Origin of the sequence: Rahnella aquatilis CIP 78.65 = ATCC 33071 (genome assembly GCF_000241955.1) — a bacterium.
Taxonomy (GTDB): Bacteria; Pseudomonadota; Gammaproteobacteria; order Enterobacterales; family Enterobacteriaceae; genus Rahnella; species Rahnella aquatilis.
Window position 1 is genome coordinate 1,902,340 of record NC_016818.1, and the last position, 21,481, is coordinate 1,923,820.

Consider the following 21,481-nt stretch of genomic DNA (forward strand, 5'->3'; position numbering starts at 1 on the left):
TTCACATCAATCAATCCACTTATAGTCAGGTCTCGGTTCGGAACATTCATCAACGGGAGAAAACATGTCTCAGACATTACGGTTACAGGGGCGGGTTGCGCTGGTCACGGGCGGCGGTTCGGGCATCGGGCGGGCGGCCGCACTGGCATTTTCACGCGATGGTGCGAACGTCGTGGTGGCAGGCAGGCGGGAAGCAGAACTGCAGGAAACGGTGATGATGATCCGTGAACGCGGCGGTGATGCCCTGGCGGTGCCGACCGATGTGTCAGACAGCGCACAGGTCCGGCACCTTATTGCCGCGACGCTGGCGCATTACGGGCGACTGGACGCCGCGTTTAATAACGCGGGTGTGGAAGGTTTTGCGCCGGTCAGTGACATGACAGAAGCAGAATTTGACCGGGTGATTGCCACCAATCTGAAAGGCGTCTGGCTGTCCGTGAAATATCAGCTGGAAGCCATGACTGCCGCAGGGTGTGGCGGCGCGATTGTGAATACCTCTTCCTGGCTGGCGCACGGAGCAAGTATTGGCTCTGCGGCGTATTCCGCCAGCAAAGGCGGACTTGACGCGATGATCCGCGCTATAGCACTGGAAACCGGCGCGCAGAATATCCGCATCAATAACGTTAATCCCGGCATTATCGATACCCCCATGGCGCGGCGGCTGGGAGCCAATGAAGAAACACTGATCCCTTTTGTGCGTATGACCCCGGCAGGGCGCGTGGGCCAACCGGCAGATGTCGGCGATGTGGTGGCGTGGTTGTGCAGTGATGAAGCGAGGTTTGTGACCGGTCAGAATCTGCTGGTGGATGGCGGATTCACGGTGGCAGGGCTGCGCTAGATAAGACGAAAAAAGACGGAGGCCCAGGGACGGGTGTCTGTCTGCATAAAATCTGAAGCCGATCACAATTTCATCATCCGGCGGATATTACGACTTGTTTCTGTTTACGATTCGCCAGAGAATCCGGTTCAGAAAGCAGGATTGTTACTGTCTGACAGGCAAAACCTAAATTTCTCATTTCTTTGTATATGGCGAAGAAATGAGAAGTTTAGGTTTTTTTTTGGCCTGAATTCAGGGGCCGGCCGCCCCTTTGAAACACAACGGCAATGTCGTGCACGACGCCATTACTCTGATGAGATGACATTATGGAATACAGAACATTAGCCGATGAAATTCTCCGCAGAGTGGGCGGAAAGGACAACGTTAACAGCGTGGTACATTGCGCTACCCGTTTACGCTTTAAACTCAAAGACACCCGCAAAGCTGATGCCGCCGGGCTGAAAGAAAATCCGGGCGTCATCATGGTGGTCGAGAGCGGCGGTCAGTTTCAGGTGGTGATCGGCAACCACGTCGGTGCGGTGTATGACGCACTGGTGAAAGGCAGCGCGCTTTCCGAAAGTGGTGATGACGATACCGGCGACACAGGCAGTTTGTTCGCAAGGGCGATTGATGTCATCTCAGGCATATTCACGCCGTTTATCGGCATTATGGCCGCATCAGGGATCCTGAAAGGTTTTCTGGCACTGGCGCTGGCCTGTGGCTGGATGGTGCCTGAAAGCGGGACCTATAAAGTCTGGTTCGCCGCCAGCGACGCTATGTTCTATTTCTTCCCGCTGGTAATTGGATATACCGCCGGTAAAAAATTCGGTGGTAACCCGTTTGTGACCATGATGATTGGCGGCGCGATGGTGCACCCGCTGATGATCGCCGCCTTTAATGCGCAGCAGCCCGGCGCACAGGGCGAGCATTTCTTCGGCATCCCGCTGGTCTTTATCAATTATGCCTCTTCGGTCATCCCGGTGATTCTGGCCGCGTGGGCATCAAGCTGGCTGGAAAAACGGGCGATGAAAATTTTGCCCGGTGCGCTGCGTAACTTCATCACACCGCTGATTTGCCTGATGGTGATAGTGCCGCTGACATTCCTGGTTATCGGACCGGTGGCGACCTGGGCCAGTCAGCAACTGGCCAATGGCTACCAGTTTGTTTATCACGTCAGCCCGATGGTCGCGGGGGCCTTTATGGGCGCTCTGTGGCAGGTTTGTGTGATCTTCGGTTTGCACTGGGGGCTGGTGCCGTTGATGATCAACAACTTCAGCGTGCTCGGCCATGACACCATGCTTCCGCTGTTACTGCCTGCGGTGATGGGGCAGGTCGGTGCGGTCGCTGGTGTGATGCTGCGCACCAAAGATGCCCGTACCAAAGCGCTGGCAGGGTCGGCGATCAGCGCCGGGATTTTCGGTATTACTGAACCGGCGGTCTATGGCATCACCTTGCCGCATCGCCGTCCGTTCATTTTCGGCTGCATCGGCGGGGCGCTGGGCGCGGCGATCCTCGGCTATTTCCAGACTACTGCCTACTCCTTCGGTTTCGCCAGTATTTTCACCTTCACCCAGATTATTCCGCCGGCAGGGTTTAATAACACGGTGACTGCGGCGATTGCCGGTACCCTGGTTGCCATACTGTTTGCCGCACTGGCGACTTATTTCTTCGGGATGAAAGAAGAAGCGGTCGCACCGGCAGTCAGCGAAAAAGCCAAAGCGGAAGCCATCCAGGCACCGCGTGGCAAAACGCTGATTGCCAGTCCGATGAGCGGTTCGTGTATCGCACTCGAGGCAGTAAAAGATCCGACATTCGCCAGCGGCCTGCTGGGTAAAGGTGTGGCCATTGTGCCTGTCAGCGGAAGAGTCGTGTCACCGGTGGATGGCACGGTGGTTTCACTGTTCAAAACCCATCACGCCATCGGAATTGAATCGGAAAGCGGTGCAGAAATTTTGATCCACGTCGGCATCGACACCGTGAAACTCGACGGCAAATTCTTTACGCCACACGTTGCTGTCGATGCGGTGGTGAAACAGGGTGATCTGCTTCTGGAATTCGATTTGCAGGGCATTACGGATGCGGGTTATGACCTGACTACACCGGTGATTGTCACCAACAGTGATGATTATCTTGACGTCATTCCGGCCGGTGTCGGGCAGGATGCCCGCGAACAGACCCCTTTACTGACTTTATTACGCTAACGAACAGAGCCTGGAGGTTCATATGAACAAACAATTTCCAAACGGATTCTTATGGGGCGGAGCCGTCGCAGCCAATCAGGTGGAGGGGGCATACCTGACAGACGGTAAAGGCTTATCCACATCCGATCTGCAACCGCAGGGCGTTTTCGGTCCGGTGCAGGAACGTACGGAAGGGGATTTCGGCGTGAAAGATGTTGCCATCGACTTCTATCACCGTTATCCGCAGGACATGAAATTGTTCGCCGAAATGGGTTTTACCGTGCTGCGTACCTCAATCGCCTGGACGCGTATCTTCCCGCAGGGTGATGAATCACAGCCGAATGAAGCGGGTCTGGCATTCTACGACCGCCTGTTTGATGAAATGGCTAAATACGGTATTACACCGCTGGTGACGCTTTCGCACTACGAAATGCCGTATGGCCTCGTGAAGAAACACGGTGGCTGGGGCAGCCGCGACACCATCGGTTTCTTTGAAAATTACGCCCGTACCGTGTTCACCCGCTATAAAGATAAAGTGAAGCACTGGCTGACCTTTAACGAGATAAATATGTCGCTGCATGCGCCGTTCACCGGCGTCGGGTTGCCGGAAGACAGCAGCAAGCAGGAAGTTTATCAGGCCATCCACCATCAGCTGGTTGCCAGTGCCAAAGCAGTTAAAGCCTGTCACGAGATCATTCCTGACGGTAAAATCGGTAACATGTTGCTTGGCGGAATGCTGTATCCGCTGACCTGCAAACCGGCCGATATGATGGAAACCTTGCAGCAAAACCGCGACTGGTTATTCTTCGGCGATGTGCAGGTGCGTGGCGCCTATCCGGCGTATATGCGGCGTTTCTTTAAAGACCGGGGTATGGAAATAAATATTACGGCTGAAGATAAAGCCGCGTTAAAAGAAACCGTCGATTTTATCTCATTCAGTTATTACATGACCGGTTGTGTCACCACGGATGAAGAACAAAATATTAAAGCGCGGGCCAATATATTAAATATGGTGCCGAACCCGCATCTGCAAAGTTCGGAATGGGGATGGCAGATTGACCCGGAAGGCTTGCGCTTCTTAATGAACGAGCTTTATGACCGTTATCAGAAACCGTTATTTATTGTCGAGAACGGTTTGGGCGCGCGCGATAAAGTCGAAGCCGACGGCAGTATTCATGATGATTACCGTATTCAGTACATCAATGACCACCTGGTTCAGGTGCGTGAAGCCATTGAAGATGGTGTGGAAGTGATGGGTTACACCAGCTGGGGGCCGATTGATCTGGTCAGCGCCTCGAAAGCGGAATTCTCCAAACGCTACGGTTATATCTACGTCGACCGCGATGATCAGGGAAATGGCACGCTGGAGCGCCGCCGTAAGAAAAGCTTCTTCTGGTATCAGGAAGTGATCAATTCAAACGGTGCGTCATTAACGTCCTGATCTGCTCCCTGTCTTGAGGGACTTAAGGCCATCGTCACGTTCTGAGTGCAAAATTTACCCCTGACGGCGGATCGGATCTGGTAAAATTACCCGGCAGAACCGCAGACTGCGGCAGACAAAACCTGATCATCCGTGCGGACGATCGGGTTTTTCTTTTCAGGGAGTTGCAATGAAAATCGCCAAAATACTCAATAATAATGTGGTGGTTGTCGTCAACGAACAGCAACGCGAACAGGTGGTTATGGGGCGCGGGCTGGCGTTTATGAAAAAAGCCGGGGATGAACTGGATGGCAGCAAAATCGAGAAAATCTTCGCCCTGCAGAATGACGAACTGGTCGCACATCTGACGGAGTTGTTGTCGCATATTCCGATGGAAGTGATGGCCACCTGTGATCAGATTATTTCGCTGGCGCGCGGGCGGCTGGGGAAATTACAGGAAAACGTGTATATCGCCCTCACCGATCACTGCAATTTTGCCATTGAACGTCAGAAGAAGGGCGTGCCGATCAGCAACGCCTTATTGTGGGAAACCCGCCGTCTGTACCCGAAAGAATATGCCCTCGGGCTGGAAGCGCTGGAGATCATCGATTCGCGTCTCGGCGTGCGGCTGCCGGTAGATGAAGCCGGTTTTATTGCCCTGCATCTGGTCAATGCACAGCTTAACGGCGAAATGCCTGAAGTGGCGCAGATCACCCGCGTGATGCAGGAAATCCTCAACCTGGTGAAATATCAGTTGCGTATCGAATATGACGAAGAGTCGCTGAGCTACCAGCGTTTCGTCACCCATCTTAAATTCTTCGCCCAGCGCATGCTCAGCCGCACGGTGGTAGCCGACGACGACATGACCCTGCATGTGGCGGTGAAAGAGAATTATCCGCAGGCGTGGTTGTGCGCGGAAAAAATCGGCGATTATCTGGCCGCGCAATATCAGCGCGAACTGACCACGGAAGAAATTATGTATCTCTCCATTAATATCGAACGGGTGAGAAAAGAGAGTCTGCCAAAATAATCGTCCTGACCGCACGCAGACGCAAAATTTGCATCGCGAAATATGACTGTTCACAATTTTTAATGACGGTTTTTTTTGCCACGGTTAGTGAGAACAGGTAGCATCCTTCGCCGTTATTGCACCAAAACAGTTCCGGCTAAAAAAACTACAGTGGGTAAACCCCATAAACGGCGGGGCTTGCAATCGTTTGCTTGCAGCACCCGGCGTCAGGTGAAGGTTATTTTGGAGAACAACTCATAATGAAGTCTCATAAGAAAACGGCAGAGGCGAAGCACGCGGCTAAACGGCGCTGGCTGGACTCGCACGATCACGGTTATCACAAGAGTATGGGCAACCGTCAGGTTCAGATGATTGCCATTGGTGGTTCTATCGGTACCGGTCTGTTTCTCGGCGCGGGTGCGCGTTTACAGATGGCTGGCCCGGCGCTGGCTATCGTGTATGCGGTGTGTGGTATTTTCTCATTCTTTATTCTGCGTGCCCTGGGTGAACTGGTTTTACACCGTCCGACCAGCGGCAGCTTCGTATCCTATGCCCGTGAGTTTCTGGGTGAAAAAGCGTCTTATGTAGCAGGCTGGATGTATTTTCTTAACTGGGCGATGACCGGCATTGTCGATATCACCGCAGTGGCTCTGTACATGCACTACTGGGGAACCTTCGGTGATGTTCCGCAATGGATGTTTGCGTTGGGCGCACTGGCGATTGTGGCGACCATGAATATGATCGGCGTGAAGTGGTTTGCTGAGATGGAATTCTGGTTTGCACTGATCAAAGTGGCGGCGATCGCTATCTTCCTGGTCGTTGGCGTGGTGTTCCTCGGCACCGGCAAACAACTGGACGGTAACACCACCGGCCTGCATCTGATCACCGACAACGGCGGTATTTTCCCGCACGGGCTGTTACCGGCGCTGGTTCTGGTGCAGGGCGTGGTCTTTGCATTTGCGGCCATTGAACTGGTTGGGACAGCGGCGGGCGAAACCAAAGATCCTGAGAAAGTGCTGCCGAAAGCCATTAACAGTGTGATCTGGCGTATTGCTTTGTTCTACGTCGGCTCCGTGGTGCTGCTGGTGCTGCTGCTGCCGTGGAATGCGTATCAGGCGGGACAAAGTCCGTTTGTCACCTTCTTCAGTAAGCTGGGCGTGCCTTACATCGGAACCATCATGAATATCGTGGTGCTGACGGCGGCGCTCTCAAGCCTGAACTCCGGTCTGTATTCCACCGGTCGTATTCTGCGCTCCCTGTCGATGGGCGGTTCAGCACCGAAATTTATGTCGAAGATGAGTGCCCAGCAGGTGCCGTACGCCGGTATTCTGGTCACTGTCGGCATTTACGTCATCGGTGTTATCCTCAACTACTACGTACCTTCACAAGTGTTTGAGATCGTCCTGAACGTTGCGTCACTCGGCATTCTCAGTTCATGGGCTTTCATCATTGTCTGTCAGATGAAACTGCGTACCGCCATCAAGGAAGGGCGTGCGAAAGACGTTTCCTTCAAGATGCCGTGGGCACCGGTAACCTCATGGCTGACGCTGGCGTTCCTGGCGGGCGTGCTGATCCTGATGGCATTTGACTACCCGAACGGCACCTACACGGTGGCGACCATCCCGGTGCTGATCCTCCTGCTGGTCCTGGGCTGGATTGGTCTGCGCAAACGTGCTGCTGAAGTGCATGCCGAACAGGCTGCACACGAAGAAGCGCATCAGAAAAGTGTTGAAGCGCAGTAATTTGTTTCGCAAATTTTCAGCAAAGGGCTGCCATAAAGGCGGCCCTTTTTGTCTATAGAAAACCCCCAGCTAGGCTGGGGGTTCCGTAAAGCTTCCAGCTTTGAGCCGGATATAAAAACCCCTTTTGATTTGTTAAAACACCTTGCGGTCTGGCAACTGCATTGGTCAAACAAGAAATCAAAAGGGGGTCCCAATGGGGGACGAAAAGAGCTTAGCGCACACCCGATGGAACTGTAAATATCACATAGTTTTCGCGCCTAAATACCGAAGGCAGGTCTTCTACGGCGAGAAACGCCGTGCAGTAGGGAGTATTTTAAGAAAACTGTGTGAATGGAAAAATGTGCACATTCTGGAAGCAGAATGCTGTGCAGATCACATCCATATGCTTGTGGAAATCCCGCCGAAGATGAGTGTATCGAGCTTCATGGGGTATCTGAAGGGCAAAAGTAGTCTGATGCTATATGAACAATTTGGTGATCTTAAATTCAAATACAGGAACAGGGAGTTTTGGTGCCGAGGGTATTATGTAGATACAGTGGGTAAAAATACATCGAAGATCCAGGAATACATAAAGCACCAACTGGAGCAGGATAAACTAGGGGAACAGTTATCAATCCCGTATCCAGGGAGCCCGTTTACGGGCGGTAAGTAACGAATTTGGATGCAAATGTCAGATTGCTATGCGCCTGTTAGGGCGCGGCTGGTAACAGAGCCTTACAGGCGCATATGAAAAACCTCCGGCTATGCCGGAGGATATTTATTCTTTCCGCACTGTAAAAAAATCCGAAACAGGCACAGCGTCTCTCTCCTTTGACTAGGCTTATTCTTTTGTTATGAGAGGCAAGCCTGTGTTGAAAATTGTTTTACACCTATTCTCCAGCCCGGAAAAGTTCCTCGGGCTGTTCAGTAACGCTGACATGGAAGACACGCTGGAAGAAGGCGAGCGTATTTTGATTGATGAAAACGGCACGGCGTCCGTCAATCTTGCCAATCAGGAGATGCAGGAAGACTTTGCCCGCCACGTCAAACGCATGAGCGTACTGTAATGGCGACAGCGGTTTTCATGGTCTTAATGGTCTGCGGCTACTGGTATACCACCCGAGACATCTCATCACGCTTCAAACTTAAACGCACCTTCGGCTGGGACGTCTATTTTCTGGTGGCGCTGTATGGCTGTATTTTTGTCCTGCAGGGCGTGCTGGTGATAGCGCTGGTGTATCTGGCGTTGTGGGGGATTTCCGAGGTCATCAACTGGCTGCCTGCCTTGCCACATCTGCATCAGGATGTGCACTACCAGCGTGATTTTATCAACTGGAGTTTTTTAGGCATTCAGGCACCGGTAGTTATTATGCTCGCGGTCTCCGTGATGCTGTGTCTGGTACGTACCACCTGGTCGCCGGGCCTGCGCCTCAATACGGCCGGACGCCGACAGTTGTACAAACAACTCACCCGCGCCAACGGCGTGGAGGGGCTGTTGTACCAGTGTATGGAAGAGGGCGATATGGTGTTCATCACGTTACAGTCGCGGCGTGTGTACGTCGGCATGGTACATACCGCAAAGTTCGAAACCAGTTCGTCGGACAACGTGGTGGTGATCCCGATGATCAGCGGTTATCGCGATAAAGAAACGCTGGAGCTGCGCGTGGAGCATAATTATGCCCGCTATTATCAGGAACATGGCATCACGCCGGTGTCAGAGCCGGTGAGTGCACTGAAGTTTCGCAAGGTGATTTTACTGAGCCAGATAGAGACGCTGTCGCTGTTTGATCCTTCAAGCGCCTGCGCGTTCAGGAAGCTTATTCCGCTGGTTGAGGAAGAAATGGCCCGGAAAATTGGTGAGAAGGACGCCTGAAATAAGGCGTCCGCATGCATTACACGATAGTGAAGCTGAAATCACTCAGTCCTTCGATACCGCCGGTGATCACGTCACCGCGCACGACCGGGCCAACACCTGCCGGCGTACCGGTATAGATCACATCACCCGGCTTGAGTTCCACCGCCTGAGACAGATAGCTGATAACGTCCGCTACCTGCCAGATCTGGTCGCTCAAATCACCGCGCTGACGTTTCTCACCGTTCACGTCGAGCCAGATTTTACCGGCCGCCGGATGACCTGTCTGACTCACCGGCAGCAGCGGATTCGCCGGTGCGGAAGCATCAAACCCTTTGGCGAAATCCCACGGACGTCCCAGTTTCTTGGCCTGTGCCTGAATATCTCGACGGGTCAAATCCACACCCACGGTGTAACCCCAGACGTGTGACAGCGCGTCTTCAGCGGCAATATTTTTACCGCCTCTGGCGATCGCGACGACCAGTTCCACTTCATAGTGCAGGTCTTCGGTCAGGCTCGGATACGGCACATTGCCGCTGGCGGGAACCACGGCATCAGCCGGTTTGCCAAAGAAAAACGGCGGTTCGCGATCGGGATCATGACCCATTTCACGGGCATGCTCGGAATAGTTACGGCCAACACAATACACGCGGCGCAGCGGGAAACGGGCGCTCTGGCCTTCGACGGCGAGAGACGGAACTTCAGGTGCAGCAATTACATAGTCAGTCATCGTATTCACTTCACAAAGTTATCGAATTAACATATTTGCAAAGCGAATCAACATTGACCAGTAAATTTATGTTACTGGTCAATGTGTCCCTGTCAGGCTTTGTAACGCGGTGCGGCATGAGCCTGCAGGAAGTTCGGCACCATCGCACCGCGCAGGGCATCAAAATCGTCCCACTGTTTTTCGTCCTGCAATGGCGGAATGGTGACTTTTTCTTTGCGGTCAAAGCCCAGCAAGGCGGCATCCACCAGCTCACCCACTTCCATCACGCCCGGCACTTCATCGATATTTTTGCCCGAACGTTCCCAGATTTCCGTACGCGTCGCGGCAGGCAGCACCGCCTGAACGTACAGGCCGCGTGCGGCCATTTCAAACTGCAGCGTCTGGCTGAAGGTCAGCACAAAGGCTTTGGTGGCAGAATACACCGCAGATTGCAATTCCGGGATCAGCGCCATCACGGACGCGATATTAATGATCGCGCCGTCAGGATGTTTGATCAGACCATCAAACGCCACGCGGGAAAGGCGCGCAACTGAGGTGACGTTCAGGGTGATCAGATTCTCAATGGCATCGGCGTCGCTGTTTTCAAAACCGGCTTTCAGCGAAGCCCCGGCGTTATTTATCAGCAGGGAAATCTGCGGCGTGGCGCGGATAAAATCCTCAACGCGGGCTAAATCTTCGCTGCGGGTTAAGTCCGCGGGCAACACGGTGATTTTTACACCGGTTTCATGTTGCAGGCGTTCAGACAGGGTTTTCAGGCGTGCGGCATCACGGGCAACCAGCACTAAATCATAGCCCCGTTTCGCCAGACGGTCGGCGTAAGTGGCACCGATGCCGCTTGATGCGCCGGTGATTAAGGCCACGGACTGAGAGCGAATTGTATCTGACATGGTAGAACCTCGGCGGTGTTGAGTAAGTGGTTTAATAATAAAACCAGGTGATTTTTAGCACCGGTGGTTTTATAATGCAACCAGATTTTTTCCGACCCTATGAGCAGGAAGTGCCATGAAACGAACCCGTCTGGAAAACACGCCGTGTCCGGCTGGCCGTGCGCTGGATTTAATCGGCGACTGGTGGACATTGCTGATTGTCCGCGACGCGATGTACGGCATCTCGCGATTCAGCGAATTCCAGCGCAGTCTGGGGGCGGCGAAAAACATTCTCAGCACCCGCCTGAAAGCGCTGGTCGCCGAAGGGATTATGAAGATTGAACCGGCGGCAGATGGCTCGGCGTATCAGGATTACGTGCTGACCGAAAAAGGGCGGGCGCTGCAACCGGTGCTGGTCGCGCTGGGGCAGTGGGGAAGTGAATATTTGTTTGAAGAAGGCGAAGCCTGTACGCAACTGGTGGATAGTGAAAACCGCCAGCCGCTGCGTAAGCTGGAAATTCATGCGCAGGACGGGCGGGTACTGGAAAGCCGGGATATTACGCCGATTATTCCTGAGATTTAATTCAGAGCTCGATCGGCTCCTCCCCTGCGAAGGGGAGGAGCAGAAAGCAAAACCCGCAATGGCTCGATCGGCTCCCTCCCCTGCGAAGGGGAGGGTTGGGGTGGGGTATTAAAGCGAAATCAATAAGTTGAAGTTTGCACTGACCAGGTATCAGCCCTTAAAACCCCCTCCCGGCTCCCCCTTCGCAGGGGGAGGAGCAAGGCCAAACCCCGGCTTACAGGAGCAAACAAAGCCTTACCGCGCAATCCTTTCGTGCCAGTATTTCGTGAACTCTTCCTCGCCGTTCAGGCTGACCACCATATCGCCGCTGACGATAAAGTGCGTCAGGTCGCTGCGCAGTTCGAGGGTGATTTCCGCTTCCATCCACCAGCCTTCACGCCCCATCTTCATGGTTTGCGTCAGCAGATAGCGCGCGGATAACGGATCACTGTTACTGACCGTCAGCTCGCGCCGCAGATTGTGATCGACGATTGTATCGATATCATCGAAGCGGTAAACGCCTTCACCGAAAACGCCACCCACACCGTTGGTCACGCTGGTCCAGGCGTCGGTGAGGAAATCGTAAGTGATGTTGCGGTCAACGCGGCCGGGTGACAGTAAGGTTTGCGGCGTCAGCGGTGCGCTTTGCGGTTCAGCAATCGGGCCGTCGATGGAAACCGGTTGCTCGCACACCGGCAGGCTGAGCTGCGCACTGTGTAAATCTAAGGTCAGCGTCGCCGCTTCAGCCATCGGCCAGATCATCGGCCAGAAGGTGGTCGCCAGCGAGATACGCATCCGGTGGCCGGTGGCAAAGCGGTGCGCGATGCCGTCCAGTTGTACCGGTACTTTGACTTTCTGGCCAGGAATAAGCGGCACAGATTGGTCATGGCCATGCAGATGCGACAGATTCAGCCAGCCGTGGGTGACACGGTTTACCGAACCGTCCGGCGCGACGTCAGAAAGCCGGACATACAACATGGCGGCCGGTTTATCGCTGCTTAGTTCGACGGTAAATTCCGGGAAGCCGAAAATGGTCAGCGGTTCAGCCAGCGGTTCGCCGTCGAAGATTTCCGCCATGCCGTCATCGACACGCTGATCCGGCGGCATTTCGCCGGGCACGCCTGCGCCCATCCATTCACCGGCCATCAGACCATGATTCTGCGGTGAACAGATATTGATAACCCCCGCGTCAACGTCCGGCTGGGTATTGAGCTGGCCGCGTGTCAGCCAGCGCGGACTGTGATTGATATTGCTGGCGGTGCCGCGATCAAATCCGACCCATTCCCCTTTGCTGAACGGACGCATCGCCGATGGCGGCTGACTGTCCTGCAACCAGGTCTGGATCATCGGCCCTGCCATCGCGCCGTTGTCTTCGCCTTTCAGCCAGTGATCCCACCAGCGTACCGCTTCCTGCAAGAAACCGATCGCCGGTTCCGGTGTGCCGTCCTGCGGATAGATATGCGCCCACGGGCCGAGAATGGCGCGACGTGGCACTTTCAGGTTATCCATCAGACGGAACACCGCATTGCTGTAGGCGTCCGCCCAGCCACCGATGGCCATCACCGGACACTGAATGGCGGACCAGTCTTCGCACACCGAACCATGCTGCCAGTATGCATCGCGCAGCGGATGTTCCATCCACAGTGCCGGGAAGAAAGGCATGTTTTCCAGACGGTTAAGCCAGTCTTTGTACCAGCTTTCGCCGACCAGTGCGGGGTCGGCAGGACGGCTCTGGTACGCCAGCATAATGCCGCCCCACCAGAGATTGTCATTAAGCAGGCAGCCGCCTTTGTAGTGAATATCGTCGCGGTAACGGTCATCCGTTGAACACACGGTGATGATGGCTTTCAGGGCGGCAGGGCGACGGGCTGCGACCTGCAGGCTGTTAAAACCGCCCCAGGATTTCCCCATCATACCGACGTTGCCGCTGCACCAGCGTTGTCCGGTGATCCACTGAATGACTTCCAGCGCGTCGTCCTGTTCCTGCAACAGGTATTCATCCGCCAGCAATCCGTCGGATTCGCCGCTGCCGCGCATATCCACGCGCACCACGGCATAGCCGTTACCGGCGAAAAAGCCGTGCATCGGTTCATCGCGGGTGCGGGTGCCGTCGCGTTTGCGGTAAGGAATGTATTCGAGAATGGCCGGAACCGGCTGGTGTTCAGCGTCATCCGGCAACCACAGACGGGCAGCGAGGCGTGTGCCGTCGCTCAGCGGGATCCACAGATGTTCAGTCACGGTGACGGCATGAGGGAATTCAGTCACGATACGTTTGGTGCTCATAAGACTCCTGTCGAAGAAATGGCTGCCGCAGGAAGCGCCGCGCCGCGCAGGGCGAGAACCTCGTCCAGCCAGCTTGTGCGCATTTCCGGTACGGAGGTCAGCAGTTTTTCGGTGTAACTGTGCATTGGCGCGCTGAAGACTACGTCGGTATCACCGCTGGCGACGACCTGACCCTGATACATCACCGCCACCTGGTGGGCGATACGTTTTACCGTGCCCAGATCGTGGGTGATAAACAGATACGACAGCCCGAGCTGTTCCTGTAAGCGACGCAGCAGATTCAGCACTTCTTCTGCCACCAGCGGATCGAGTGCCGACGTGGCTTCATCGCAGATAATCAGTTCCGGCTGCGCGGCCAGCGCGCGGGCGATACAAACGCGCTGCTTCTGCCCGCCGGAAAGTTCGCCGGGGCGACGGTCGATCAGTTTGACTGGCAGTTCGGTGAGTCGCAGTAATTCTTCCACGCGCCCGCGTACCTGCTTTTTGCTCATGCCGAAATAGAATGTCAGCGGGCGGCCGATGATATCCAGCAAGGTCTGGCGCGGATTGAGCGCCACGTCAGGCAACTGATAAATCATCTGTATGCGGCGCAGCGTTTCTTTATTGCGCTGATGGAAATTATGCGAAAGCGACATGCCGTCGAAATCTACCGTGCCTTCGGTGTCCGCCAGCAAGCCAACGAGCGCCTTTGCCAGCGTACTTTTGCCGCTGCCGGATTCGCCGATAATCGCCAGCGTTTTGCCACGCGGCAGTTGCAGACTGACGTCATGTACCACCCGCTTACCATTGTAGCCAGTGCTGAGTTTGCGCATCGTCAGCAATGGCTGACCGGCCGTTTCATGGCCGCCGGTCAGCGGCGTCAGTGCGTGTTCACGCTCCGCTACCAGTCGGCGGGTATATTCCTGCTGCGGATTTTCCAGAATGGTCTGCGTGCTGCCGGTTTCCACTTCTTTACCGTGGCGCAGCACCATAATCCGGTCGGCAAGTTGGGCGACCACGGCCAGATCGTGGGTGATATACAGCGCGGCGGTATTGAATTCGCGCACCAGTTTGCGCAGCATCACCAGCACTTCAATCTGTGTGGTGACGTCCAGTGCGGTAGTCGGCTCGTCCATAATCAGCAAATCAGGCTTACAGGACATGGCCATTGCGGCCATTGCACGCTGAAGCTGGCCACCGGAAAGCTGATGCGGATAGCGTTTGCCGATGTTTTCAGGGTCCGGCAAATCGAGTGAGCGGAACAGGGATATTGCCCACTGACGGCTCTCTTCTTTGCTCATCAGACCGTGGCGGACAGGGCCTTCGCAGACCTGTTTTTCGATGGTCAGCGCGGGATTAAACGCGGCCGCCGCGCTTTGTGCCACATACGCCACGCGTTTGCCGCGCCATTGGCGTTTGATGTGCGAAGGCTGAGAGACGATATCGGTGCCATCAAGAAAGACTTCACCCCCGGCAATCCGGCATCCCTGACGCGCATAACCCAGTGCCGCCAGACCAATGGTTGATTTCCCGGCGCCGGATTCCCCAATCAGGCCGAGCACTTCACCGGCTGCCAGTTTCAGAGAGATATCCTGCACCAGCGGCGAACCGTCGAGGGTTTCGATGCGCAGCCCGCGCATTTCTAAAATCGTGCGTGTCATGCTTCATCTCCCTGCGGCAGGCTGTTACGGGCCAGCAGCCAGTCGACCACCAGATTGACGCCAATCGTCAGCAGGGCAATCGCTGCCGCCGGATATAAGGGTGCGAACTGACCAAAGTTAATCGCCTGGGCGTTGTCACGTACCATGCTGCCCCAGTCGGCATAAGGTGGCTGAATGCCCAACCCTAAGAAACTTAAGCCCGCGATGAACAGGAAGGTGAAGCAAAAACGCATCCCGAATTCCGCCAGCAACGGCGGCAGGGCGTTAGGCAGGATTTCCCGGAACAGCACCCAGCGCAACCCTTCGCCACGTAAACGCGCCGCTTCGACATATTCCTGACAGACAATCGCCTGCGCCACCAGCCGTGCCAGACGGAACACGCGGGTGGCATCAAGCAGGGCGATGGTCAGTACCAGCACGGGAATCGACGTGCCCATGACCGACAATACGATCAGCGCAAAAATCAGCACAGGAATCGACATCACGGTATCGACGATGCGCGACAGCACAACGTCGACCCATTTGCCGTAAATCGCCGCCGTAAAGCCGGTGACAATGCCGATAATAAAAGAACTGAAGGTGATGGTCAGCGCGATAGCAATGGTGGTGCGTGCGCCAAAAAGAATGCGGGAAAGCATGTCGCGCCCGAGGCTGTCGGTGCCAAACGGCGTGGCGGCGGAAGGCAGCAGCCAGATGTCGCCGACCTGTTCGGTTTCGCTGTGCGGCGCGAGCCAGGGCGCAAAAATAGCCGCCAGCAGGTTTACCGCAATAATCACAATTCCTATCCAGGCCGACAGCGGGATGTTAATGAAATATCGGTTCATGTGTTCCCCCTTTTAGCGCGCATGGCGCAGGCGTGGATTGCACCAGATCGCCAGTAAATCGGCGGTGGTGTTGAGGAAAATGTAAGTGCCGCCAAACAGCAGGCCACAGGCCTGAACCACCGGCAGGTCGCGTTTGGTCACGGCATCTACCATGTATTGCCCGATGCCCGGATAGACAAACACCACTTCCACCAGAATCACACCCACCACCAGATACGCAAGATTGAACGCCACCACGTTAATGATCGGCGCAAGGGCGTTCGGCAGGGCGTGAGCGACCACGATACGCCAGCGGGGAATGCCTTTGAGCACCGCGCTTTCAATGTACGGACTGGCCATCACCGCAGTGACTGACGCACGCGTCATGCGCAACATATGCGCCAGCACGACCAGCGTCAGGGTGAGCATCGGCAGCGTACAGATATAAAGGCGGTCGATAAACGAGGAACTGCTGTCTACCATTGCCAGGCTCGGGAACCATGTCAGACGGATAGCGAAGGCGATCACCAGAATGTAGCCGACAAAAAACTCCGGCACCGAAATGCTGATAAGCGTCAGGGTATTTGCCAGCCGGTCAAAAACGGAACCGCGCCAGATAGCGGCCGCGATACCTAAACCTACCGCCAGCGGTATGGCGATGATTGCGGCGTATCCCGCGAGGAACAGGGTATTCGCCAGACGCGGCAGCAGTTCGTCGCTGATAGCCCGCCCGTTTGCCAGTGAATGCCCTAAGTCGCCATGCATAATGCCCGCCAGCCAGTGCAGATAACGTACTACCGACGGTTCATCCAGCCCGAGTTGCAGGCGCAACGCGGCAACAGTTTCAGGCGTGGCGCTCTGGCCTAAAATGGCCGTGGCGACGTCACCGGGCAGCATTTCCGTGCCGATAAAAATCAGCACAGAAACCAGCCACAGCGTGATAATACCCGTCAGGATCCGCTGTAAAATCCGTTTTTTCATCATGCCTCCAGCCAGACACGCTCGGCCAGACGACCACCCATGAAGTTGAACATCGGATGTGGCCTGATACCGCCGACTTTTTTGCTGGCCGCATCGAGATAATCGCCGAACAGCGGGATCATCGCGCCACCGTTATCGCGCACGATACTTTGCAACTCGCCATAGATTTCTGCGCGTTTACCTTCATCGAGCAGCGAACGGGCCTGCAACAGCAGGGCGTCAAACTTCTCATCTTTCCAGTGGGTGTCATTCCATTTCGCGTCGGACTGATAGGCGGTGGAGAACATCTGATCGGCGGTCGGACGTCCGCCCCAGTAACCCATGCTGAACGGCGCTTTCATCCACACGTCGTCCCAGTAGCTGTCGGCAGGCTGGCGTTTGATGTTGACCTGAATACCGCCTTTCTGTGCCTGTCCCTGGAACAGGGCAGCAGCGTCGAGCGCACCGGCAAAGGCGGCGTCAGAGGAGGACAGCTCGATGTTGAGATCTGTCAGACCGGCTTTTTTCAGATAGAACTGCGATTTGTCCGGATCGTAAACGCGCTGTTCCAGGCTGTGATTGAAGAAGCGGTCTGTTTTTGGGATCGGGTGGTCGTTGCCCAGCGAACCGTAGCCGCGCAGCACGGTGTCGAGGATTTTCTGACGATCGATGCCGTGTTTAATTGCCATGCGCACATCGTTGTTGTTGTACGGTGCAACGCTGCAATCCATCAGGAAAGTGAAATGCTGACCGCCGGATGAACGCACAATATTCAGTGCCGGGCTGCGTTTAAGGAAATCGACGGTTTTGAAATCGACACGGTTAATCGCGTGAACCTGACCGGAAATCAGGGCGTTGGTGCGCGCGGTCGGGTCGTTGATGACCAGCACTTCCACGGCATCGACAAAGGCGCGATCCGGCTTCCAGTAGTTCGGATTGCGTTTGAACAGCGATCGCACGCCCGGTTCGTACTGATCAAAGATAAAACCGCCGGTGCCAATCGGGTGAGACCAGTCGGTGAAGCCTGCCGGTACCACCACCAGATGGTAATCTGCCAGCAGATACGGCAGGTCGGCGTTGCCGCTTTCCAGCGTGATCAGGATCTGGTTATCACCCTGTCTGGTCAGGCCGGTAATCGGCGCAAGCTGGGTCTTGATGGCGCTTTTGGATTTGTCGCCACGATGCAGATTGATGGAGTAAAGAATGTCATCCGCATCGAGCTTCTTGCCGTTATGGAAGGTCACGCCATCACGAACGGTAAACACCCACTCGGCGGCACCCGGTTTGGCTTCCCAGGAAGAGAATAATTCAGGTGTGGCCTGGTTATTTTCATCAATTTCAATCAGGCCGTTCATTAGCATATATGCCTGATTTAACGGTACCCAGTCGCTGAATAATGTCGGATCCAGCGTATCACTGGTATTTCCCCCTGACATACCCAGTTTTAATACGCCGCCTTTTTTCGGCTCAGCAGCAAAAGCAGAGAACGGTGAAAAGCCCATGGCACTCGTAATACCCACAGCGGAAGCGCTGGTAATAAAGCCGCGACGACTAAGTTGTGCATCCTGCATTAATTTCGTCAAAGGGGAATTATGATCTTTCATTAATTATCTCCATAGTACGTGCTGGAATTTTATAGGTGCAGGCGAAATACCCCGGGTGTTTCAAATTGGCGCAATGGATTGCCTTGATGATTTATATCAAAACCCCCTGTTGAACTTGCATGAGAATTTATCATGAGGGTATGCGAAAAATGCGCGGCAGAACACCCTGAAAAGCTTTATTTTTCTGAGCTATCAACGTCTGGAAAGGGAAGTGACCGGTGGAACTGCATACGGTTGTCGGCTTAATTGGCGTGTTTTGCTATCTTCTGGCTTATGCGCTGGTTCAAATGCGCAGGCTAGCGGTTGATGCTAACAGTTACGCCTATCTTAATATAATCGGCGGTGTGTTTGGCCTGTATTCGTTAAGTCATGATTTTAACCTTGCATCCTGTATTTCACAGTCATGCTGGCTGTTATTTACATTAATTGGTATGAATTCTGCGAGAAAACGCAGATATCTGGAAAGGAATAAAATCCCGCCGACAGATATATAACTAACATATAAGATTATTATTATATTTAACGCCTCCCCTTTGCAGGGGAGGGCGCTTATTAAGGCTGTTTCAGCCAGTTAATCACTTTATGTACCACAGGTTTGAGGAACCGGTCCTGCGGCGTGAGCATGTAGCATTTTCCGGCGGCGGCCAGTTTGCCGGGATGTGCAGCGACCAGCTGGCCGTTGTTGAGGTGATCCTGCACCAGTCCTTCCCAGCCGAGCAATATCCCGTCGCCCAGCACCGCCGACTGCACCAGAAACGGATAATTATTGGCGCGCCACGTTCTGTGTGGTGTGACGAAGCTGACATCCTGTGAGGCAAACCAGTCACGCCAGCCAGTCCATTCACGCTGCGGATCGTCCTGAATCAGCAGGGTGTGTTCCAGCAGATCTGCGGCGCTGGCCTGCGGCGGAAGACGGGCCAGAAATTGCGGTGAACACATCGGATAACATACCTCGTCAAACAGCGCCTGAACGTGATATCCGGGCGGTGGCTCGCGCAGATAGAAGATAGCCAGATCAAATTCTGATGACTTGAGATCTGAAAAGCTGTCGGAAATTTTCATGCGTATTTGCAGGTCGGGTAAAAGCTGGCGCAATGATGACAGACGGGACGAAAGCCACAGGCTGCTCATGGCGCTGGTGCACGCCAGCGTGACCTGCGGCAAACCGTTCCAGCCCATCACTTCTGCCGTGGACTGCGAAATATCGCCCAGTAACTTACGCACCTGTTGGGCATAGGTTTCACCGCGCGGTGTCAGGGTCGTTTTACGCTGGGCGCGCTGGAAAAGCTTACAGCCGAGCATTTCCTCCAGTTGAATGATCTGGCGGCTGATGGCGCTTTGGGTAAGATTCAGCTCTTCTGCTGCCCGGGAAAAACTGCAATAACGCGCCACGCATTCAAAAGCCACCAGTGTGTTCAGTGGCGGTAACGGTTCTATCTGCACGGTAAAAGTCTCTCCGGATGAGCGTTTAGCAGTTTTCCAGCATCTGCGAAATCGTCAGACCGACCTGCTGGATGGCACGTTCAGTTTTTGCTGTCAGGGGCTGGGCATAATTAATACGCAGGCAATTGCGGTATTTGCCTGAAGCAGAGAATATCGAACCGATGGCAATTTGCACTAAATGTTCTTCGAGCAGCCGGTTCAGCCGCTGTGTATCCACGCGTTCATCAAGTTCGATCCACAGCAAAAAACCGCCCTGCGGGCGGCTGACGCGCGTGCCACACGGGAAATATTTCATCACCCAGTCGGCCATGGTGCACAGATTTCGCTGGTACTGATTACGCATCCGGCGCATGTGCTGCAGGTAATGGCCCTGTTTGATGAAATCGGCGATAGCAATTTGTGGCAGCGTAGCCGACGCGCCGGTGGTGATGTATTTCATGTGTAATGCGCGGTCGTGATAACGACCCGGTGCGATCCAGCCGACGCGTAAACCGGGCGCCAGCGTTTTGGAAAATGAACTGCACAGCAATACGCGGCCATCTTCATCGAAAGAGGTGATGGTGGCAGGGCGCGGATACTGATACGCCAGTTCGCCATACACATCGTCTTCGATAATGGCGATATCGTAACGCTGGGCCAGACGCAGCAGGCTTTTCTTGCGGTCATCCGGCATGTTGTAACCGAGCGGATTGTTGCAGTTGGGCGTCAGTTGTATGGCTTTGACCGGCCACTGTTCCAGCGCCATTTCCAGCGCTTCGAGGCTGATGCCGGTCACCGGATCGGTCGGGATTTCCAGTGCTTTCATACCGAAGCCTTTCAGGGTTTGCATCGCCCCGTGAAAACTCGGCGAATCCACCGCCACAATATCACCCTGCTCACAGACCGAACGGATGGCGATAGACAGCGCTTCATGACAACCGGTGGTGATCAGAATATTGCTGGCATCCATATGGCTGCCGCTGTCAATCATCAGGCGGGCAATCTGTTCGCGTAATTCTTCCGAGCCGTAAATGCTGTCGTAATGAAACGCGTTGAGATTCTGATGCTGTCCGGCGCGTCCCATCAGACGGCTGAGTGGCCTGAGCGTGGCGGCGGTGACGTCCGGCGAGCCCCGCCCGAGCTGAACCACGCCGGGACGGTGCGGCGAAGTAATCAGTTCGAGTACCTGATCCCACTGGGAAATATCCACCGGACGTTGCGTCGGGCGGCAAACCGCCGGAAGTGCGGCCTGCAGGCGCGCATCTTTGACAAAGTAGCCCGATTTGGGCCGTGCTTCCACCAGCTGTTTTTCTTCCAGCACCCGGTATGCCTGCTGAACCGTACTGACGCTGACGCCATGTTCGCTACTTAACACCCGCACTGAAGGCAGACGTATACCCGCCGGATACAGCCCCTGTTCAATACGGTCACTTAAGACATTTGCCAGATTTTCGTAACGATTCATTATCTTTTCCTCAACGCCTGCGCAAAGAAAGCAGTACAGATGGACACAATCTAACGCTGAATCTGTCATCAGATCCAGATCTGTATGGTTGAAATACAAAAAAACTGAATCTGTAATGTTTTTGCCCGTTGTTAGATCCTGATGTCA

General features: G+C 54.6%; 19 protein-coding genes. 10 read left to right on the top strand and 9 right to left on the bottom strand.

Going from position 1 to position 21,481, the window contains the following annotated elements; genetic code table 11:
• The first annotated feature begins 64 nt into the window (after nucleotides 1-64).
• The 8 genes from RAHAQ2_RS08695 (at nucleotide 65) to RAHAQ2_RS08730 (ending at nucleotide 9,020) form a co-directional block, all read left to right on the top strand.
• Entirely contained in the window at nucleotides 65-838 is a 774-nt protein-coding gene (locus RAHAQ2_RS08695) for an SDR family NAD(P)-dependent oxidoreductase (RefSeq protein ID WP_015696870.1), read from the top strand.
• 305 nt (nucleotides 839-1,143) lie between these two features.
• Nucleotides 1,144-3,018 carry a PTS beta-glucoside transporter subunit IIABC gene (gene bglF / locus RAHAQ2_RS08700; protein ID WP_015696871.1) on the top strand — a complete coding sequence of 625 codons (1,875 nt, stop codon included), beginning with the start codon at nucleotides 1,144-1,146 and terminating at the stop codon, nucleotides 3,016-3,018.
• 22 nt (nucleotides 3,019-3,040) lie between these two features.
• The gene (locus tag RAHAQ2_RS08705) at nucleotides 3,041-4,438 is read left to right on the top strand and encodes a glycoside hydrolase family 1 protein (protein WP_015696872.1); all 1,398 of its coding nucleotides are present in this window, start codon (nucleotides 3,041-3,043) and stop codon (nucleotides 4,436-4,438) included.
• 169 nt (nucleotides 4,439-4,607) lie between these two features.
• Complete coding sequence (bglG, locus tag RAHAQ2_RS08710) at nucleotides 4,608-5,447, top strand: transcriptional antiterminator BglG (protein ID WP_015696873.1); 840 nt, start codon at nucleotides 4,608-4,610, stop codon at nucleotides 5,445-5,447.
• A 239-nt stretch (nucleotides 5,448-5,686) separates the two neighbouring features.
• On the top strand, nucleotides 5,687-7,168 hold the full coding sequence (gene ansP, locus RAHAQ2_RS08715) for an L-asparagine permease (protein ID WP_015696874.1): 1,482 nt from the start codon (nucleotides 5,687-5,689) through the stop codon (nucleotides 7,166-7,168).
• Between the two features lie 193 nt (nucleotides 7,169-7,361).
• Nucleotides 7,362-7,820, top strand: coding sequence for an IS200/IS605-like element IS1541D family transposase (tnpA, locus tag RAHAQ2_RS08720; RefSeq protein ID WP_014333746.1), 459 nt, complete (start codon nucleotides 7,362-7,364; stop codon nucleotides 7,818-7,820).
• Between the two features lie 196 nt (nucleotides 7,821-8,016).
• On the top strand, nucleotides 8,017-8,214 hold the full coding sequence (locus tag RAHAQ2_RS08725; protein WP_015696875.1) for a hypothetical protein: 198 nt from the start codon (nucleotides 8,017-8,019) through the stop codon (nucleotides 8,212-8,214).
• Nucleotides 8,214-9,020: a hypothetical protein gene (locus RAHAQ2_RS08730; protein WP_015696876.1), complete on the top strand. Its 807-nt coding sequence runs from the start codon at nucleotides 8,214-8,216 to the stop codon at nucleotides 9,018-9,020. The genes RAHAQ2_RS08725 and RAHAQ2_RS08730 overlap by 1 nt, the downstream gene beginning before the upstream one ends.
• A gap of 19 nt (nucleotides 9,021-9,039) precedes the next feature.
• Here RAHAQ2_RS08730 and RAHAQ2_RS08735 read toward each other — a convergent pair whose 3' ends face one another.
• Nucleotides 9,040-9,729, bottom strand: coding sequence for a fumarylacetoacetate hydrolase family protein (locus RAHAQ2_RS08735; protein WP_015696877.1), 690 nt, complete (start codon nucleotides 9,727-9,729; stop codon nucleotides 9,040-9,042).
• 92 nt (nucleotides 9,730-9,821) lie between these two features.
• A complete protein-coding gene (locus tag RAHAQ2_RS08740; RefSeq protein ID WP_015696878.1) occupies nucleotides 9,822-10,616 on the bottom strand; it encodes an SDR family NAD(P)-dependent oxidoreductase in 795 nt (264 codons plus the stop codon).
• Between the two features lie 115 nt (nucleotides 10,617-10,731).
• Between RAHAQ2_RS08740 and RAHAQ2_RS08745 the strand changes: the two genes are divergently transcribed.
• On the top strand, nucleotides 10,732-11,178 hold the full coding sequence (locus tag RAHAQ2_RS08745; protein ID WP_015696879.1) for a winged helix-turn-helix transcriptional regulator: 447 nt from the start codon (nucleotides 10,732-10,734) through the stop codon (nucleotides 11,176-11,178).
• Nucleotides 11,179-11,412: 234 nt separating this feature from the next.
• Here RAHAQ2_RS08745 and RAHAQ2_RS08750 read toward each other — a convergent pair whose 3' ends face one another.
• From RAHAQ2_RS08750 to RAHAQ2_RS08770, 5 genes are read right to left on the bottom strand one after another with little or no spacing between them, the layout of a single operon-like run.
• The gene (locus tag RAHAQ2_RS08750; RefSeq protein WP_015696880.1) at nucleotides 11,413-13,440 is read right to left on the bottom strand and encodes a CocE/NonD family hydrolase; all 2,028 of its coding nucleotides are present in this window, start codon (nucleotides 13,438-13,440) and stop codon (nucleotides 11,413-11,415) included.
• Nucleotides 13,437-15,080, bottom strand: coding sequence for an ABC transporter ATP-binding protein (locus RAHAQ2_RS08755; RefSeq protein WP_015696881.1), 1,644 nt, complete (start codon nucleotides 15,078-15,080; stop codon nucleotides 13,437-13,439). The genes RAHAQ2_RS08750 and RAHAQ2_RS08755 overlap by 4 nt, the downstream gene beginning before the upstream one ends.
• Entirely contained in the window at nucleotides 15,077-15,904 is an 828-nt protein-coding gene (locus RAHAQ2_RS08760) for an ABC transporter permease (RefSeq protein WP_015696882.1), read from the bottom strand. The genes RAHAQ2_RS08755 and RAHAQ2_RS08760 overlap by 4 nt, the downstream gene beginning before the upstream one ends.
• Before the next feature lie 12 nt (nucleotides 15,905-15,916).
• Nucleotides 15,917-16,864, bottom strand: coding sequence for an ABC transporter permease (locus tag RAHAQ2_RS08765; protein WP_015696883.1), 948 nt, complete (start codon nucleotides 16,862-16,864; stop codon nucleotides 15,917-15,919).
• Nucleotides 16,864-18,447: an ABC transporter substrate-binding protein gene (locus RAHAQ2_RS08770; protein WP_015696884.1), complete on the bottom strand. Its 1,584-nt coding sequence runs from the start codon at nucleotides 18,445-18,447 to the stop codon at nucleotides 16,864-16,866. Before RAHAQ2_RS08770 ends, RAHAQ2_RS08765 begins: the two co-directional genes overlap by 1 nt.
• A gap of 218 nt (nucleotides 18,448-18,665) precedes the next feature.
• Between RAHAQ2_RS08770 and RAHAQ2_RS08775 the strand changes: the two genes are divergently transcribed.
• Entirely contained in the window at nucleotides 18,666-18,941 is a 276-nt protein-coding gene (locus RAHAQ2_RS08775) for a CBU_0592 family membrane protein (RefSeq protein WP_015696885.1), read from the top strand.
• Nucleotides 18,942-18,999: 58 nt separating this feature from the next.
• Here the strand turns inward: RAHAQ2_RS08775 and RAHAQ2_RS08780 are convergent, their stop codons facing one another.
• The gene (locus RAHAQ2_RS08780) at nucleotides 19,000-19,890 is read right to left on the bottom strand and encodes a LysR substrate-binding domain-containing protein (protein ID WP_015696886.1); all 891 of its coding nucleotides are present in this window, start codon (nucleotides 19,888-19,890) and stop codon (nucleotides 19,000-19,002) included.
• A 25-nt stretch (nucleotides 19,891-19,915) separates the two neighbouring features.
• Nucleotides 19,916-21,334, bottom strand: coding sequence for an aminotransferase-like domain-containing protein (locus tag RAHAQ2_RS08785; RefSeq protein WP_015696887.1), 1,419 nt, complete (start codon nucleotides 21,332-21,334; stop codon nucleotides 19,916-19,918).
• Nucleotides 21,335-21,481: the final 147 nt, after the last annotated feature.

Coding starts and splice junctions, on each gene's coding strand:
- RAHAQ2_RS08730 (WP_015696876.1), top strand. CDS start 8,214: ATGGCGACAGCGGTTTTCATGGTCTTAATGGTCTGCGGCTACTGGTAT.
- bglG (WP_015696873.1), top strand. CDS start 4,608: ATGAAAATCGCCAAAATACTCAATAATAATGTGGTGGTTGTCGTCAAC.
- RAHAQ2_RS08745 (WP_015696879.1), top strand. CDS start 10,732: ATGAAACGAACCCGTCTGGAAAACACGCCGTGTCCGGCTGGCCGTGCG.
- bglF (WP_015696871.1), top strand. CDS start 1,144: ATGGAATACAGAACATTAGCCGATGAAATTCTCCGCAGAGTGGGCGGA.
- RAHAQ2_RS08705 (WP_015696872.1), top strand. CDS start 3,041: ATGAACAAACAATTTCCAAACGGATTCTTATGGGGCGGAGCCGTCGCA.
- RAHAQ2_RS08770 (WP_015696884.1), bottom strand. CDS start 18,447: ATGAAAGATCATAATTCCCCTTTGACGAAATTAATGCAGGATGCACAA.
- RAHAQ2_RS08735 (WP_015696877.1), bottom strand. CDS start 9,729: ATGACTGACTATGTAATTGCTGCACCTGAAGTTCCGTCTCTCGCCGTC.
- RAHAQ2_RS08765 (WP_015696883.1), bottom strand. CDS start 16,864: ATGAAAAAACGGATTTTACAGCGGATCCTGACGGGTATTATCACGCTG.
- RAHAQ2_RS08755 (WP_015696881.1), bottom strand. CDS start 15,080: ATGACACGCACGATTTTAGAAATGCGCGGGCTGCGCATCGAAACCCTC.
- ansP (WP_015696874.1), top strand. CDS start 5,687: ATGAAGTCTCATAAGAAAACGGCAGAGGCGAAGCACGCGGCTAAACGG.
- RAHAQ2_RS08760 (WP_015696882.1), bottom strand. CDS start 15,904: ATGAACCGATATTTCATTAACATCCCGCTGTCGGCCTGGATAGGAATT.
- tnpA (WP_014333746.1), top strand. CDS start 7,362: ATGGGGGACGAAAAGAGCTTAGCGCACACCCGATGGAACTGTAAATAT.
- RAHAQ2_RS08750 (WP_015696880.1), bottom strand. CDS start 13,440: ATGAGCACCAAACGTATCGTGACTGAATTCCCTCATGCCGTCACCGTG.
- RAHAQ2_RS08785 (WP_015696887.1), bottom strand. CDS start 21,334: ATGAATCGTTACGAAAATCTGGCAAATGTCTTAAGTGACCGTATTGAA.
- RAHAQ2_RS08740 (WP_015696878.1), bottom strand. CDS start 10,616: ATGTCAGATACAATTCGCTCTCAGTCCGTGGCCTTAATCACCGGCGCA.
- RAHAQ2_RS08695 (WP_015696870.1), top strand. CDS start 65: ATGTCTCAGACATTACGGTTACAGGGGCGGGTTGCGCTGGTCACGGGC.